The 14757-nt window shown below is 69.2% G+C and carries 17 protein-coding genes and 1 tRNA gene; 2 read left to right on the top strand and 16 right to left on the bottom strand.

Annotated elements, in window-relative coordinates:
- Window positions 1–6 precede the first annotated feature (6 nt).
- The 3 genes from lysA to ACIGDI_RS09825 all read right to left on the bottom strand — a co-directional run bounded on the left by lysA (window position 7) and on the right by ACIGDI_RS09825 (window position 3392).
- Window positions 7–1398, bottom strand: coding sequence for a diaminopimelate decarboxylase (lysA, locus tag ACIGDI_RS09815; protein ID WP_399893227.1), 1392 nt, complete (start codon window positions 1396–1398; stop codon window positions 7–9).
- Between the two features lie 203 nt (window positions 1399–1601).
- On the bottom strand, window positions 1602–2621 hold the full coding sequence (nrtL, locus tag ACIGDI_RS09820; protein ID WP_399893230.1) for an ArgS-related anticodon-binding protein NrtL: 1020 nt from the start codon (window positions 2619–2621) through the stop codon (window positions 1602–1604).
- A 240-nt stretch (window positions 2622–2861) separates the two neighbouring features.
- Window positions 2862–3392, bottom strand: coding sequence for a response regulator (locus tag ACIGDI_RS09825; RefSeq protein ID WP_399895197.1), 531 nt, complete (start codon window positions 3390–3392; stop codon window positions 2862–2864).
- A gap of 281 nt (window positions 3393–3673) precedes the next feature.
- On the opposite strand from ACIGDI_RS09825, the gene ACIGDI_RS09830 reads away from it, so the two are divergent.
- Together ACIGDI_RS09830 and ACIGDI_RS09835 are read left to right on the top strand one after the other, a co-directional pair.
- A tRNA-Arg gene (locus ACIGDI_RS09830) sits at window positions 3674–3745 on the top strand.
- A 277-nt stretch (window positions 3746–4022) separates the two neighbouring features.
- Complete coding sequence (locus ACIGDI_RS09835) at window positions 4023–4655, top strand: hypothetical protein (RefSeq protein WP_399893233.1); 633 nt, start codon at window positions 4023–4025, stop codon at window positions 4653–4655.
- A 62-nt stretch (window positions 4656–4717) separates the two neighbouring features.
- On the opposite strand, the gene ACIGDI_RS09840 is transcribed toward ACIGDI_RS09835, so the two are convergent.
- From ACIGDI_RS09840 to ACIGDI_RS09900, 13 genes are all read right to left on the bottom strand, one after another.
- Window positions 4718–6091, bottom strand: coding sequence for a tyrosine-type recombinase/integrase (locus tag ACIGDI_RS09840; RefSeq protein WP_399893236.1), 1374 nt, complete (start codon window positions 6089–6091; stop codon window positions 4718–4720).
- A complete protein-coding gene (locus ACIGDI_RS09845; RefSeq protein WP_145827468.1) occupies window positions 6088–6258 on the bottom strand; it encodes an AlpA family transcriptional regulator in 171 nt (56 codons plus the stop codon). The genes ACIGDI_RS09840 and ACIGDI_RS09845 overlap by 4 nt, the downstream gene beginning before the upstream one ends.
- Complete coding sequence (locus ACIGDI_RS09850; protein ID WP_399893239.1) at window positions 6255–7634, bottom strand: replication initiator; 1380 nt, start codon at window positions 7632–7634, stop codon at window positions 6255–6257. Before ACIGDI_RS09850 ends, ACIGDI_RS09845 begins: the two co-directional genes overlap by 4 nt.
- Before the next feature lie 101 nt (window positions 7635–7735).
- Window positions 7736–8032 (bottom strand): SpdD-like protein, encoded by a 297-nt coding sequence (locus ACIGDI_RS09855; RefSeq protein ID WP_399893242.1) that lies wholly within the window; start codon window positions 8030–8032, stop codon window positions 7736–7738.
- Between the two features lie 20 nt (window positions 8033–8052).
- Window positions 8053–8208: a hypothetical protein gene (locus tag ACIGDI_RS09860; RefSeq protein WP_399893245.1), complete on the bottom strand. Its 156-nt coding sequence runs from the start codon at window positions 8206–8208 to the stop codon at window positions 8053–8055.
- A 16-nt stretch (window positions 8209–8224) separates the two neighbouring features.
- A complete protein-coding gene (locus ACIGDI_RS09865) occupies window positions 8225–8404 on the bottom strand; it encodes a mobile element transfer protein (RefSeq protein ID WP_086866375.1) in 180 nt (59 codons plus the stop codon).
- Between the two features lie 13 nt (window positions 8405–8417).
- Complete coding sequence (locus ACIGDI_RS09870; protein WP_399893249.1) at window positions 8418–9119, bottom strand: DUF2637 domain-containing protein; 702 nt, start codon at window positions 9117–9119, stop codon at window positions 8418–8420.
- Between the two features lie 87 nt (window positions 9120–9206).
- Entirely contained in the window at window positions 9207–10571 is a 1365-nt protein-coding gene (locus ACIGDI_RS09875; protein WP_399893252.1) for an FtsK/SpoIIIE domain-containing protein, read from the bottom strand.
- A 5-nt stretch (window positions 10572–10576) separates the two neighbouring features.
- Window positions 10577–10924, bottom strand: a complete 348-nt coding sequence (locus ACIGDI_RS09880) for a hypothetical protein (RefSeq protein WP_351803626.1) — start codon at window positions 10922–10924, stop codon at window positions 10577–10579.
- A gap of 179 nt (window positions 10925–11103) precedes the next feature.
- The gene (locus ACIGDI_RS09885) at window positions 11104–11925 is read right to left on the bottom strand and encodes an integrase (RefSeq protein WP_399893256.1); all 822 of its coding nucleotides are present in this window, start codon (window positions 11923–11925) and stop codon (window positions 11104–11106) included.
- Window positions 11922–12773: a sigma factor-like helix-turn-helix DNA-binding protein gene (locus ACIGDI_RS09890; protein ID WP_399893259.1), complete on the bottom strand. Its 852-nt coding sequence runs from the start codon at window positions 12771–12773 to the stop codon at window positions 11922–11924. Before ACIGDI_RS09890 ends, ACIGDI_RS09885 begins: the two co-directional genes overlap by 4 nt.
- Before the next feature lie 175 nt (window positions 12774–12948).
- The gene (locus tag ACIGDI_RS09895) at window positions 12949–13338 is read right to left on the bottom strand and encodes an ATP-binding protein (RefSeq protein WP_399893262.1); all 390 of its coding nucleotides are present in this window, start codon (window positions 13336–13338) and stop codon (window positions 12949–12951) included.
- Window positions 13339–13434: 96 nt separating this feature from the next.
- Complete coding sequence (locus ACIGDI_RS09900) at window positions 13435–14286, bottom strand: helix-turn-helix domain-containing protein (RefSeq protein WP_399893265.1); 852 nt, start codon at window positions 14284–14286, stop codon at window positions 13435–13437.
- Window positions 14287–14757 lie beyond the last annotated feature (471 nt).

Below are 14757 nucleotides of genomic sequence, written 5' to 3' on the forward strand. Positions count from 1 at the left end.
CGGGGCTCACCCGACGTCGAGCCGCAGGAGGTCCTCCTCCGTCTCGCGCCGCACGATGACCCGCGCCTCACCGTCGCTCACGGCGACGACGGGCGGACGCAGAACGTGGTTGTAGTTGCTGGCCATGGACCTGCAGTACGCGCCCGTCGCCGGTACGGCGATCAGGTCGCCCGGCGCCAGGTCGCCCGGCAGGAACGCGTCCTTGACCACGATGTCCCCGCTCTCGCAGTGCTTGCCGACGACGCGGGCGAGCATGGGCGCCGCGTCGGAGGTGCGGGAGACCAGGGAGACGCTGTACTCGGCGTCGTAGAGCGCGGTGCGGATGTTGTCGGACATGCCGCCGTCGACGGAGACGTAGGTGCGCAGCCCGTCGAGCGGCTTGATCGTGCCGACCTCGTACAGCGTGAAGGCGGTCGGCCCGACGATGGCGCGTCCGGGCTCGACGGAGATGCGGGGCGTGCGCAGCCGGGCGCCCTCGCACTCGCGCGTCACGATCTCGGTGAGGGCCTTGGCGATCTCGTGCGGCTCACGGGGGTCGTCGTCACTGGTGTACGCGATCCCGAGCCCGCCGCCGAGGTCGATCTCCGGCAACTCGATCCCGTGCTCGTCCCGGATGTCCTTGAGCAGCCCGACCACTCGGTGGGCGGCGACCTCGAACCCGGACATGTCGAAGATCTGCGACCCGATGTGGCTGTGGATCCCGATGAGCTCCAGCCCGTCGAGCTGCAACGCCCGCCGCACGGCCTCCGCGGCCTGCCCGCCGGCCAGCGGAATGCCGAACTTCTGGTCCTCGTGGGCGGTGGCGATGAACTCGTGCGTATGCGCTTCCACGCCCACGGTGATACGGATCTGCACCCGCTGCCGCTTGCCGAGCTCCTGCGCGATGTGCGCGACCCGCACGATCTCCTGGAAGGAGTCGAGAACGATCCGCCCGACACCGGCGGTGACCGCCCTGCGGATCTCCTCGGCCGACTTGTTGTTGCCGTGGAAGGCGATGCGGTCCGCGGGCATACCGGCCGAGAGCGCGGTGGCGAGCTCGCCGCCGGAACAGACGTCGAGGTTGAGCCCCTCCTCGTGCAGCCAGCGCACCACTGCCCGGGACAGGAACGCCTTGCCCGCGTAGAAGACGTCGGCGTCCTGCCCGAAGGCGGTACGCCAGGCGCGCGCCCGCGCCCGGAAGTCGGTCTCGTCGAGGACGTAGGCGGGAGTGCCGAACTCCTCGGCGATCCGCTTCACGTCGATACCACCGACGGTGACGACACCGTCCTCGCCCCGACCGACCGTCTGGGCCCACACCTTCGGGTCGAGGGCGTTGAGGTCGGTGGGCGGCGCGGAGTAGTGCCCCTCGGGAAGGACATCGGCGTGACGGGGCCCGGCGGGGTGTGCGGAACGGCTCATCTCAGTGGCTTTCTTGGCTTTCTCTGGGGGCGGTGGGGGGGTCGGGGGGAGCTGCGGACCGTGAACCCGTGAGCCGTGGACCGTGGACTGTGGATCGTGATCGTGGACGGTGCAGGTCTGTCCGTCAGGTCCGACGACTGTCCATCGGACCAAGTCTCCGACGGTGTGGCGGTTGCAGCTCCAGGCGACTCCTCCGGCTGCCTCTAGAGGTGGTCGGGTGCGTCGATGCCGAGCAGGGACAGGCCGCCGGCCAGCACCGTCCCGGCGGCTTCGGCAAGGGCCAGCCGGGCGCGGTGGGCGGCCGAGGGTTTCTCCTCGCCGAGCGGGAGCACGGCGGGAAGAAAGGGGAGCACGGCATCGGCGACGGTGACGAGGTGCCGGGCGAGACGGTCGGGGGCACGGTGAGCCGCCGCCCGGGCGAGAACACGGGGGTGGTCGGCGAGGGCGGTGAGGAGGGGGGCGAGGTTTTGTGCGGGGGCGTTGCGGGGGTGGGTGTGGAGGTTGCCCTCGAAGGCAGGATCTCCGGGCTCGGCGGCGAAGCCGAGGGCGGCGGCGTTACGGCCGAGGGCCCGGGTGCGGGCGTGGGCGTAACGGACGCGGAAGAGAGGGTTGCTCTCGCGTTGGACCAGATGATCGGCGGTGATGCGCGGCCGGTCGTGGGCGGCGGGGTACAGCAGTGCCCAGCGTGCGGCGTCGGGGCCGAGCGGGGCGGGGTCCTCGGGCGCCGGGACGGGCCGGAGGTTGACGGGCTCGCGGTGGTCGACCTCGGCGCGGCCGCCCTGGGCGGCGACGAGACGGGTGAGCGCGTCGGCGACGACCTCGGCACGGACGTCGTACGGGATGCGCAGCTCGACGATCCGGCCGGCGAGGGCGTCGCCATGGCCGTACTCCATGCCCTCCGCGAGGATCTGGCGGGCGAGGGCGAAGGTGGCCGGCGCGGTGTCGCTCAGGCTGATGTTGAGAAAGCCGGGCCGGGTGACGGTGACGTCGGCGACGCCGGCGGTCCCGGCCAGGTACTGCCGCAGGATCTCGGCCACGCGGAGGGGCGGTTGGCCGGCGGGGCGGGCGAGCTGGAGGGCGATGTTGGTGGCGTAGTCACCGCAGCCGCCGGGGCCGGGGGGCGTGACGACGGCCCACGCCGGCACGGGAACGCTGAGCTCGCCCTCGTCGACAGCACGACGCACCGCGCGCAGCACGGTGCGGGAGAGCTCGACGGGGGTCACGGGACAAGCGTAGGGGAGGAGGGGGGTGGGTAGGCGAGCCGGTTTCGAGGGGTCCCGGGATGTGGGACGGAGCGGAGGTTTGTCGGTTTGGGCGACGAGGCGGACGCGGACGGGCGTCGGCGGAGGCCCTCAGGCTCCGATGGACCCTCTTCATGCGCATGGCACCGGCGGGCCTTCTTCAGGTTCAGGCGCATGGCACCGGCGGGCCATCTTGAGGCGCATGGCACCAGCGGGTCCTCTTCAGGCGCCTGAGACCCGCCCGGCACGCTCGGCGTGCTCCGCACACTCGGCACGGTCCGCACACTCGACACGCTCGAGACGCTCGGCCTCGCCGAGGCCGAGGACGGTTCCGAACTCCCCCAGGGTCGCTCGGGGCCCGAGGGAGGAGTCGTCCCCTCCCGCGCCACCCCCGCTTCGCCTCTGCTCGATCAACTGCTGTACGAGACGCACGAGTTCGGCGGGCTCGAAGGGCTTGGCGAGAAAGGCGTCGACACCGACGTCGAGCCCGGTCTCGACCTCGTAGGAGGTGCAGGCGCTGACGATGGCGAGGGGCAGATCACGGGTACGGGGGTCGGAACGCAGCCGGGCGGCGGTGCGCAGCCCGTCCAGCCGAGGCATGACCACATCGAGGGTCACGACATCCGGCCGCACCTGATGAACGACATCCAGACACTCGGCACCATCGGCCGCGGTCACGACCTCGAGCCCCTCCAGCTCGAGATTGACCCTGATCAACTGCCGGATGACCTTGTTGTCGTCCACAACAAGCACCCGGCCCGAAGTGCCTGGCACAACTCGAGAGTAGGTCGAGACAGGCCACCGCGTCCGGGTTTTCCATACTTCCGCCCCGCGCGGGGGACGGGGCGGCGGATCGCCGAACCACTGCGAGGGAAGCCCTCCCGGGCACCGACACAGGCCTCCTGGGACCGCCGGCGCACACCGTGAACACGGACAGGGGCGACGCCCGGCCGGACCTCAACAAACCTGTTCATGAACACCCCGAGGGAGCTGGTAGGGTTCTACCCGTCGCCGCCCCACAAGGCGCCCGACACGCCCCCGTAGCTCAGGGGATAGAGCAACGGCCTCCGGAGCCGTGTGCGCAGGTTCGAATCCTGCCGGGGGCACCCTTCATACGGTGCCCAAAGACCCCGTCACCAGCGGAAACGCTGAGGCCGGGGTCTTCGCGTATGCGCAGGCGTATGCGGGCCGAAGCGGCCGTATGCCGGGGTCTGTGGACGAGGCGTGGACGGGATCTTGGACCATTCCCGCAGGTGAACTGCCCCATCGTGGCCCAACAGCCGCAGTCCCCCGTTATCGTCTTGCCGATGTTGGACGGCGCTCAGGTGGGGAGCCGTGCCTTGCGCCGTCCGCAGGCTTCGTACGGACGAGTTGGGGGATCTCGTGGACGTGACCACGCTAGCCGTCGCGCTTATCGGTGTGGGAGGGACGTTGAGCGGGACTCTCGGCGGGGCGGTGCTCAGCCAGCGCGTCACCCGCGAGCAGAACCAGCGGGCCGATCGTGAACGGGCCGAGGACCGCCAGGACCGGGCGCAGGAAGCCAGGCGAGATCTCTACGCCCGCCTGAACACCACGGCCCGTGCCTATCGCGTCGCGGCCCGGGACGCGGTCCGGGCCGCGGAGCGCGGTGAGACCGTCGAGCCGGCAGTCCTCGACGCCGCCAAGGACGCTTGGGCGGAGAACTACTCCGTGGCACAGATGGCTCTACCGAGAGACGTCCATGAGATCGCCTCGACCCTCAACCGAGCACTCGGAGTCGGGTACACCATCGTGAAGCAGCTGTCGATCAGTCCCGATCCAGCCGGGGCCTACGCCCGCGCCGGAGCTTGGTTCAGCGGTCCAATGTCCGACGGCGTGTACCTCCTGCGGGTGGCCCTGCGCCATGACCTCGGCGTCGAGGTTGAGCCCGGCTTCGAGCAAGCTCGCTCGCGAATGCTTGCTGCGCTCGACAGTGAGCGGAGGGCCCTTGAGCGCCTACTGTCGTCTGAGCAAGCGCAGGCCACTCGGCCCATCTGACCGGCCAGGCACACGAGAAGCCCCTGGCATCACGCCAGGGGCCTCCGACATGCCGCATGCCGTCATTCGTACTCGCGGAGCAGATCCTCAATACGCCGGTTGGCGACGTCCTGACGGCCGTCGAGGCACTTCGCATAGCGACTCAGCAGGACCTCAACGCTGTTGCCAGCACGCTCAGCAACCTCAGTGGGGTCGACCCCCGCGTTGAGCCACGTGGAGAGCGCCGAGTGCCTCAGGTCGTAGGGCCGACTTGCGAGTGGCGAGGCCGCGACGGCCGGCGGGAGCGCGAAAAGCCGTGCCTCCTGCCATACGCGGTAGTACGTCGAAGACGGGACGACCGAACCCTTCTCGCTGAAGAAGAGCCGCCCATCGTCCGCCGTGCCGAAAGTGGCCAGGTGCTCACGGAGCACTGCAACGAGGTGAGGGGGAATCGGCACCCGCCTCACGTCCTCGGTCGGCCGATTCTTGAGCCCGCGGTCGTCGTGGGTCTCCCCCGAGTCGGTCCACCGCTTACCGACCGACGGGCGAGTCCGGTGGAGCAGCGCCGAGCCCCAGCCCTGCTCGGGGAGGAGCAGATCAGTCTCGACCAGGCCGACCGCTTCAGCAGGACGCAGACCGCCGAAGTACATCGCCGCGAACAGCCCGACGAGGCGCCGGCCGCGAGCACGCCGGTAGCCGCCGACGTAGGACACCGCCGCCAGAAGGTTGCGGGCCTGCTCGGGGTTGGCGACAACGCGCGGGTCCACCTGGTTCGAAACCTTGGGTTTCTGCCAGCGAACCGCCGTGATCGGGTTCTCACGCAGCTCCCCCAGGTCGACCGCATAATTCGCAGCGTTCACCAGGGTTCGCCGCTTACGTCGCACGGTCTCAGCAGCTGCCGCGGTCCCGTCAAGCTTGAGCTTCAGGCCGTCGAGCACTGCTCGGGCCGTCGCCGGTTCCGCGAGATCCGCAAGCGGTCGGGACGCTTTCGACACCCAGTGCAGAACGTTTTGGATGTTGTCCGGGACTTCGCGGTTGTTCGGCCCTGGCAGCACGAAAGCCCAGCTACGCAATGCCTTGCGGATCTCCTCGTCAGACGGGCGTCCTGCTCGCTCTTCCAGGAGTTCCATGGTCACGCTGGTCAAGGACTCGTTGATGCCGTCTCGCGTGTTGGGTGCAGCGTGGGGCCACTTCATGGCGAGGTACTTGAGCGCGAAGCCGTACCAGCTCAATGGTGACTTCTTCTCCTCCATCGAGGCCGGGAGACCAGTCTCGGTGTCAAACTCCTCGCCACCGCGCATTGCGCCCATGAGCTTCGCTCGGTAGTGATCCGCGAGCGCCTTGGTTCGGAATGAGTCCGAGAAGACGTTGCCGGCGACGGACCAGCGAACGCCATAGGAGGGCGTCTTGGTGTCCCGCTTGCGCACGCCCCAGACTCTGACGTCGAGAGACTTCACGCCGCCGCCTCCAACTGTCGCAGCCACGTGGCGAAGTCACTTCGCCACACCCGAAGTTCGCCGTTGGGCAGCTTGAAGGCAGCAGGTCCCTGGCCCAGTTCGCGCCACCGGTAGAAAGTGCGTCGGGACACACCACCCAGCTCAGCGAGGATCTGCGGAACGGTCATGAGTTCATCGCGTCGGCGGTCCACGCCGGAGCTCCTTCCGTATCGTCGTTCGTCGAGTTCGCAGGTGACGGGGTGCCGTGAGTAAGCAGGCGTTCCGCGGCCGTCAGCCCAGTGCCGGCAAAGACCCAATGAGAGAGGACGAGAACCGAGTCCGGGTCGGGCAGCGGGTGGCCCGCTTCAGCCGCACGTTCGCGGGCCAGGGCTTCGTTGTGGTCGGCGCGTTCCTGGCGGAGGGCGCCGAGGGTGACGGAGTAGGCGCGGGACTTGGTGGAGAAGTGGCCGCGGAAGCCGAGCATGTGGGCCCACTTGCGCAGGCGCAGGTCTTCGAGTTCGGGCAGCGCTCCGAGCTTCCAGCAGGTGAGGATCATGCGCCGGGCGTGGTCGGTGACGCCGGAGCCGATCAGGTCGGTGATCGGGTTGCGGATGGGTCGGTCCAAGGTGCCGGCGGTTTCGGCGCCCTTGGTTGCGTACTTGGCGATGTAGGCCGCCACGGCGCGGCTGGACAGTTCCGAGGTGCCCGCGAAGTCGGCGGAGCGGATGGGACGGATGTCGAGCTGTTCGCCGAAGCGGAAGGCGTACACGTGGCCGTCGAGGACAGGACCGGGGGCCTCGGCCATCCGAGCCGCCGAGCGGATCGCGTCAATGAGAAGTTCGGTCGTGGCCCAGGCCGGCGGGGTGTCCTCGGCGCCGTCCGGGCCGTCGAGGCGGATGACGGCATGGAAGTGGACGGCGCCGCGCCGCTGGTACTCGGCGACCTTGGCGTAGGAGACCTTGAGGCAGTGGCGCAGCGCCGAGCGGGTGAGGCCCGCGCGGGAGGCGAGGTGCTGGCGCAGGTAGGTGGTGAAGCGGCCCCACAGGGCCCCGGCGTGGGCGTTCCACAGGACGGCCGCTCGGTAGTCGTAGCGGTCGGGGTCGAGGGGTGTGCCGAGTGCGGGGTCGTCGTCGGGGTGCAGGTGTCCGCAGCGGCACCGAGCGCTGCCGGGGCGGTTGTGGACGGGGCCAAAGGATGGGGCGGTGAACGTGGCGAAGACGCGCGGGTGTTGGGCAACCGACGGGCCGACGCCCTTGCCGCCGCTCAGCCCCGCGGTGACCAGGTGGAAGGTGTCTTTGCGGTAGATCTCGGCGCAGGCGGCGCACCGGGTGGCGCGCCGGTTGTTGCAGCGGATCAGAAGCTGCCCGGCCGGAAGGTCTCGATCGGCGATCTCGCGGACGATCTCCCCGGTGGCGGCGTGGACGTCGAGCCGGTGGCCCTCCATTCGTACGGGCCGCTCACAGCCGCCAAGACGCTGGATCTGGTGTGCGTAGGCGCTGACGTCGCCGTGCCGGGCGAGTGCGGCCAGCTGGCGGATGGCTGCGGTCGGAGCCGCAGGGCGCATGTGCGGGTTCCTCCTCGGAAGAGATGGACGTGGGGTGTGAGCGCCCGGCCTGTCGAGGGGGCTAGACAGTGTGAGCAGGCTGGGCGAGCAGAGAAGCGGGATCAGCGGCGGGTCAGGATCGAGCGAATGACGACGGCGCAGACGGCCACGGACGCGGCGGTGATGGCGACAGCGAGGAGCATGGAGACCAGGACGGCGCCGACGACCAGGACCACAGCGGTGCCGCCGCCAGCGAGGGCGAGCACGCTTCCCGGTGTGAAACGGCCGGCCGTGCGAGGCGGAATCGGAGCGACGGGGGCCGATGACCGAGCTGGAACGCCCGGCGTGATGGCGGTCGGTTCGACGACGGTGGCCGGGCCGGTGGGCTGCGGCATGGTCGGGACTTTCGGTCGGAACACGAACGATCCCCTTTCGTGGGTCACTTGAGGAAGCTGTCGATGACGGGAGCAAGCAGGCTGTCGGCGAGCAGGTAGCCGCCCACGAGCAGAACGGCGATGAGCCACAGGGGCGGGCGGACGAGCTTGACGCCGAGGACTCCGACGACGAGCAGGGCGAGCCAGAGCGGTACTTCCACTTCGGTGGTCTCCTGTTCAGGCCGGGCAACGGTGGGTGCGGGCGGCGAGTTCGGCAGCGGCGCGGCTGTCGTACTCGGTGGAGAAGTCGCAGCGGGGCGCGGTGCAGGCGGCGAGGTGTCGGTTACGGCCGCGGTCGACGAACGAGGCGACATTGACGGGGCCGATGCGGCGGACGTCGCGGAAGCGCCGGTTCATGGCGTTGCTCCTCTCAGAGGTGTGCGGCGACGGATGGGGTCATGGACGGAGGCAGGCCGAGCCGGACTCGAACGGCGTCGGGGTCGGCGGGGCGGCCAGTGGCGGTGCGGTGCTCCTCTGCCAGCGCCCGGGCCCGATCGACGAGGGCGGGCGGCAGGTTGACCGTGGAAGCGGTCAGCGGGGCCGGAGTTGCGGCCGGTTCGGTGGTGGGTTTTGGGTCCGGTTCGGGGTTGTTGGAGGGCGCCGGCTGCGCGTCACGGTCGGGCCGGTCGATGACAGCCGCAGCCTGTCGTCGAGTTGGGTCGGCGTCCGTCGCTGGGGAGGCAGAGACCCTCGGCGTTTCCGGGGCGTGAGCCAGCAAGGTGCCCCCGAAGAAGGCGACGGCTGGCCAGCCCGCGACCGTCACGCGGAGCCAAGCCGGTACGTCGTCCAGGTCGAGGAGCCCGGCCGTGGCGACGTTGGCGCCGAGTGATGCGGCGAGGGCCACCAGGAACCACAGCCGCGGGCCACCGGCCGCCACTCCCCCTAGCTGCTGCTGACGCATCCGGCGCCAAGCCGCGACCAGGAGCAGGTCGACGCTCACGGGATAGGCCCACGCCTTCCAGCCGTCCTGTCCGGCAGCCGCAGCGAGGTCGTGCAGGTGGGAGAAGGACAGGGCACCGGCGATGACGGCCTGGACGACCACGGCGTCTACGCGGGCCGAATGGGCACGCATCGGCTCGGTCTCCTTCCGGTCTTGGGCATGGGAGGGGTAGGGACATGGCGCGAGGCGGTCACGCCGGCCGAGGGAGAGGAAGTGCGGTTACTCGGTCACCGGGCGGGCCGTGGGCACGGCAGAAGTGGTGGAGGAAGGCCCGGCGGGCTGCACGGCGATGGGCCGGAAGGCGTCGAGTCGAGGCAGTTCGGGGACCAGGCCCGAGGTTTCGCGGCAGACCTCTGCCGCGTCGTCCAGGGTGAGGTGAGGGGAGCGGACGCGGGACCAGCCACCCGAGGAGTCGCCGACGACCGCGACGCCGGGACGTTCGGCCGGGATGGACGTTGCGGCCAGTGCCGCTTCCTGCGCGATGTCGCCGAGCGCCATGTTCGCGGACGTCTCGTCGTTGACGCGGTGGCACACACGGCCGGTGAGCTGCGCACGGAGCATGGTGGCTCCCTTGCCGAGTTCGGCGCCGAAGCGCTGCCCGCAGACCTCAAGGTAGATGCCGGCCGCGCGGCCAAGTTGGGCAAGGCGGATGAGCTTGGTGACCATGGCGTCGCGCCGCTTCTCGTCATCCTTGCCGGCGGCCAGGAAGAGTTCGGCGACCTCATCGACGACGACCACGACCGGCACCGGCCGCAGCTTCTCCGGCAAACCCCAGACGTCCGAAGTCAGCCCCGTGTCCGGAGCGGCCCCGCTCCTCAGGCCGATGAGGCGGAACCGGGCCTCCATCTCCTCCACCAAAGCGTCCAGTAGTTCGTTCGCACGGTCCGGCGTATCCGCCAGAGCTGACAACCGGGGCGCGAAGGGCGCCAGTTCGACACCCCACTTGCAGTCGATACCGGCGAGCGCGACCGGTTGCGGGGCCAGCCCGCACAGCAGATTGCGCAGGTACACGGACTTGCCCGACTGGGTGGCGCCGAGGATCAGTTCGTGCGGCACGGTGTGGAAGTCCCGGATGTGCCAGTGCCCGTCTTCACGCAGCGCCAGCGGCAGGGACAGCGGTTCGGTGCGCAGCCTTCGCCTAGGGGGCCGGACGTCAGCGAGGACATCCCAGCCCACCAACCGCAGCTCCAACCGTCCTGGTTTGGTAGGCCGTACGTGCACAGCGTGTGCGCCCCAGGCATGCCGCAGTCGATCGGCCGCAGCGTTGAAATCCTCGGGTGCCTGTCCTGCTGCCATGCGCAGGCGCATCACGAGTCCGGACCCCGTCGGCAGCGCCAGTGACCGGCGAGGCGGTACGGGGGCAGCCTGCCGCCCCATCATGCGGGCGGTGGCCCGGCGCATGGCCGACGCGGGCACTGTGAGGCCGCAGGCATCCATGGTGGCCCGGTACGTGGTGAGCACCCGAAGCGTGACGGTCGGATACCCGACCAGCCACCAGAACAGGACCGGCAGCCGACGGCGCACCGCGACCAGCGCGGCCACCGCCAGCAAGCCCAGCAACAGAATCCACAGGGCATCGGTCATCGCGCTCAGCCCTGTGCCGCCGCCGGGGTACCGACCATCACAGCGTCGGCCCTGTATGCGATGCCGTGCCGGGCGCGGCCGCCGAACTCGCTCTCCCAGGGCCGGGCAACCAGCCCGGACAGGAAGACCGGAGCCCCCATGACCAGGCCCTCACCGACACCCTTCTCAGGGACGGTGACCTTGATCATGTCGGAGCCGCCCTCGGCAATGAACACCAGCTCCAGGACCATGAGCCGGTCGTTGGTCACCGGATCGACGGCCACCTCACCGGTCTGCCGGTCCCTCACCTTGACCTCGGGCAGCTTCGTGACCAGCAGGGTGGCGGACGAGGTGTCCACGGGGATGAATCGCATTCTGTGAACCTCACTTGAATGGGGCGCCCATCGCGGACGCCGGATCGGGCTGGATACCCCCCTAGACAGCAAGAGGGTGGCCGCCTTAACTGTCTAGGGGGGTTGACGCCTACCGTAACCGGACGCACCGTCAACTGTCTAGGGGGGTATACGAGATGGCTTGAAGACCGCGGAGTCCGCTACGGCATGACCCAATGCAGCGCGGTGGCATCGTCGCGGGTCTTCCCTCGCGGCCAGCGCCGACCGTCAGGGTCGCCCGCTTCGGCTGCGCGTACGCGGCGGATCAGCTCATCCGGGCCCGACGAATTGAGGAGGCCCAACACTTCTTTCCAGTCCGCGAGTTGGAAGCTGTCGACGAGTCGAGTTGCCCCATCACTGAGCAGCGTCACAGAGGTCAGAGAATCCAGAGGGACGGTTCCCGTCAGCGCATGCTCGGCCGCCCGCGGGTCTGGGCCGGCGATCCAGAAGCCACCCGGTCGGTTGCGGAGGCCCGTCAAGGCGTCCCTGTATTCAGCGAGGGCGGCGGCGTGTTCGGGCGAACCGGTGGGCAGTGCGTCGAGCGGCCCGCGCAGCCGATCCCCGACGGCGTCCAGGCGCTGGTCGGTGACGGCAGCCGTGCTCCCGTCCTCCTCGGCGAGGAGGAGGGTCGAGTCACCGAGGACGAGGTACTCCAGAGCTCCTGCCTGGACCCGGACGGCTACCACCGTACTGGTCGGGCTGGCCCGATAGGCAAGGTCGCAGGTGTCCTCGTGCAGGGAGCGGACCGTCCGGATCGAGTCGGCGAGACAGTCGGCGAGCGACCGGGCAGGGCGCGCCGCGATATCGGCCAGCAGCAGCCCGCCCAACGTCGAGGAGAACCAGGCGATGCCGTGTACGCATCCGGTTTCGGCCCCGGCGACGCCGGCACCGTCGAGCAGGACGGCTGCCCCGAGGCCGGCTGCGGCGAAGTCCTCGTTCTCCCGTCCTGCGTCGGCCGGCTGCGAGCCGAGGGCGACGTTCACGCCGTCGCCTCCTCGTCGTGCAGGTAGAGGGGGCAGAGAAGTTCGACGGATTGCGGCTCGTCGGTCTCGGGGTCGTAGTCGACGCTCACCAGCGTGGAGAAGTGACGTTCGCCCACCTGCCCCCAGAGCGAGTTGAGGTCGGACGTGAGCAGATGGACCACGCCGAGGGAGCCTGCCGTGTGGATTCCGGCGATGGCGAGTACCGAGCCGTTGCCGTCCGGTCGGGGCAGCCTGCCGAGGTATCCGACGTCGTGCGGGCGGCGGGGCTCAATGTCCGCGCCGGCATTGTGCTTCGCGCCGGTACGTCGGTCCATCAGCGCCCAAGGTTCGCCTTCCGGATGTTCCCAGCCGAGTACCGGGTCCTGGGCGTACAGATCCTTCATGGCCTCGGACATACCCGGTCCGCAGACGACGATCAGACCGTCACGGTTCAGGTCGATCTCACCGCTCACCTGCACGTGACCGGAGCTGACGGCAAGCCCATAGGACTTGGCCAGCTCCTCCAGCCGCTTCCCGGAGTTCATGTCGGCCATGGCGACGACCGGGCGCTTCTTCTCGGCGTCCCACCGCAGGGGTGTCACCACGGTGACGGCACCCGCGCCCAGGAAGGCCCCCTCGGGCGCCGGGCCGGTGTGCCGGATCTGGTGAATCCGCCCACGGCTCAGGCCGGCCTTCTCGGCGATCTGCGCGTAGGACAGCCCTTGCGCGTGGAGGTCCTGGACCACGCGGCGGCGGAGCCGGGCAAGCTCGGTCACCTCCTGCTGCGCGTCGGCCAGCCTTTTGGTGACCTCGCGTAGGAGCAGATACGGATCATCGATGGCCGTGATCCGCTGCAGCTCGTCCGACATGACCGCACCTCCTAGAAGTAACCAGGAGTCTAGGGCCCTAGACGGAATGGGCGGGAGGCGCCGCCCTGTACGAACATCGACCACGAAGAACCGGGACCGCCGCCGAGGCACACCCCGAGGAGTCACCCGCCACCGCCCGCCGTGTGATCGTCGAGCGCCCACGAACCGGGCGTGATCACACCCTCTCCATTGCCAGCTCGGCCCAGACGGTGCGCCCGTCGGGCCAATTCTTCACACCCCAGTCCTTGGCACAGGCCGCGATCAGCAGCAGCCCGCGTCCACTTTCTTCCTGGCCGGTCACGTCACACAGGTGCGGCACGTGTTCGCCGCCCTGGTCGACCACCTCGATGCGCACGCGGTCATCACCGAAGCAGACGACCACGAGGAACCATCCGCCGACCGCACCGCTCAGCGAGTGCCGCACGGCATTGGTGGCGAGTTCACTCACGATCAACACGGCGTCGTCGACGGGGTCATACCCGTCGAGCAGTGCAGCGACGAAGTGACGGGCATGCGCCACCTCATCGGCCACCCCGGGAAAGGCACGGCACCACTTGGACCGCATGGGAAGCTCCTCACTATCGTCTAGGGGACTAGACAGCCAGCGGCAGCGTATTCCCAACGGCATCCAACAGGCCAGGCATACAGAGGAATTATTCCTCTATGGAGTGAGGCTGTCTCCCAAGGCGTGAAACTCCTGCATCACCTGGAGCAGGAGCTTCCGCACGTCCTCCCCAAAGATGGCAGCCCGTTCGAAGCGACCGAACGTGTCCTCGTACGCGGCCACCTCGGTGGAGTCCGTCGACACCAACTCGGCGCCGAACGTCTCGACCACAACCGCTCGCCGGTCGCACAACGTGAACCCATGGCGAGGCAGGACCGGAACCGGGCGACGCCAAGGGACGACCCCGAGCCGGACGGTGCTCAGACTCTCGACGGCCAGCAACCGATCCAGCTGAGCGAGCATCAGTGCCGGGGTACCCGGCCAAGTACGGAGCACGCCCTCAGTCAGCACGAACACCGACTCGCGCCCAGGTTCGTACAGCACGCTCTGCCGATCCACACGGGCAGCCACAGCTCGGCCCACGGACTCAGGCGCCGCATCCGGCGCACTCTCGAAGACGTGCCGTGCGTACTCCGCACTCTGGAGCATGGCCGGCAGAACAACGCACTGAAACGAGCGCACCAGCCGAGCGGAACGAACCTCCTCGTCAACAGCCGCACCCGTTGAGGGCTCAGCGTCTTCCGGTCCGCCGGAGACTGGAGCCGCCTCTACCGCGGCCAGGAGGTCACGCACCTCGCGGGTGGCCGTCTCATCCAGGTCGAGGGCACGTGAGAGCCGGTCCAGCACATCGAGGCTCGGAACCATGCGCCCGTTCTCGACCTTGGACACCGTCGGCTGCCCCACACGGGCACGCTGCGCCAACACAGCACCCGTCAGGCCGGCTTCTCTGCGAAGCGCACGAAGACGCATCCCTAGCGCCCGCATCCGCTCTCGCCGTTCACTCCCCATGTCCAGGGTTCTACACCACGAGCCAGCAGGCAGCAGAGACAGAAGCGACGTCAGCGTCCAGCAGAACAGGCGTGATTCAAAGTCTCCCTACTGGTTCAAGGCGGCTCGCTCCGCTCCCCGCGCGCGGCCCGGCCCCCGGCCGGGCCTGCGCTCCTGTCTCCGCCCCGCTCCAGCCCGGCCGGCGCCCGCACCGCGCACAGAGCAATCAGTCACCTGATGCCAGAGAAGGGGTACGTCGTGGCTGGGGCGGTCGGCTACACGGCTTTAGGCAGCCACTTTGGCGCGAGCCTCGAAGATCATGGCCCCAACGTCGTGCTTTACCGGGCAGGTCCACAGACTGCCCGACGCGCCGGAAGCTTACGGGGCCATGATCACTCGCGCCAAAGCAGCTCCAGCCCAAAGCCGCTCCGCCGACCTCTAGAGGTTGTAGCAGGGCCTTACATCCAATCGCAAAACCAAAGATGGTCCATC

It is taken from the genome of Streptomyces sp. NPDC085900, assembly GCF_044540925.1.
GTDB classification, from domain to species: Bacteria; Actinomycetota; Actinomycetes; order Streptomycetales; family Streptomycetaceae; genus Streptomyces; species Streptomyces gilvifuscus.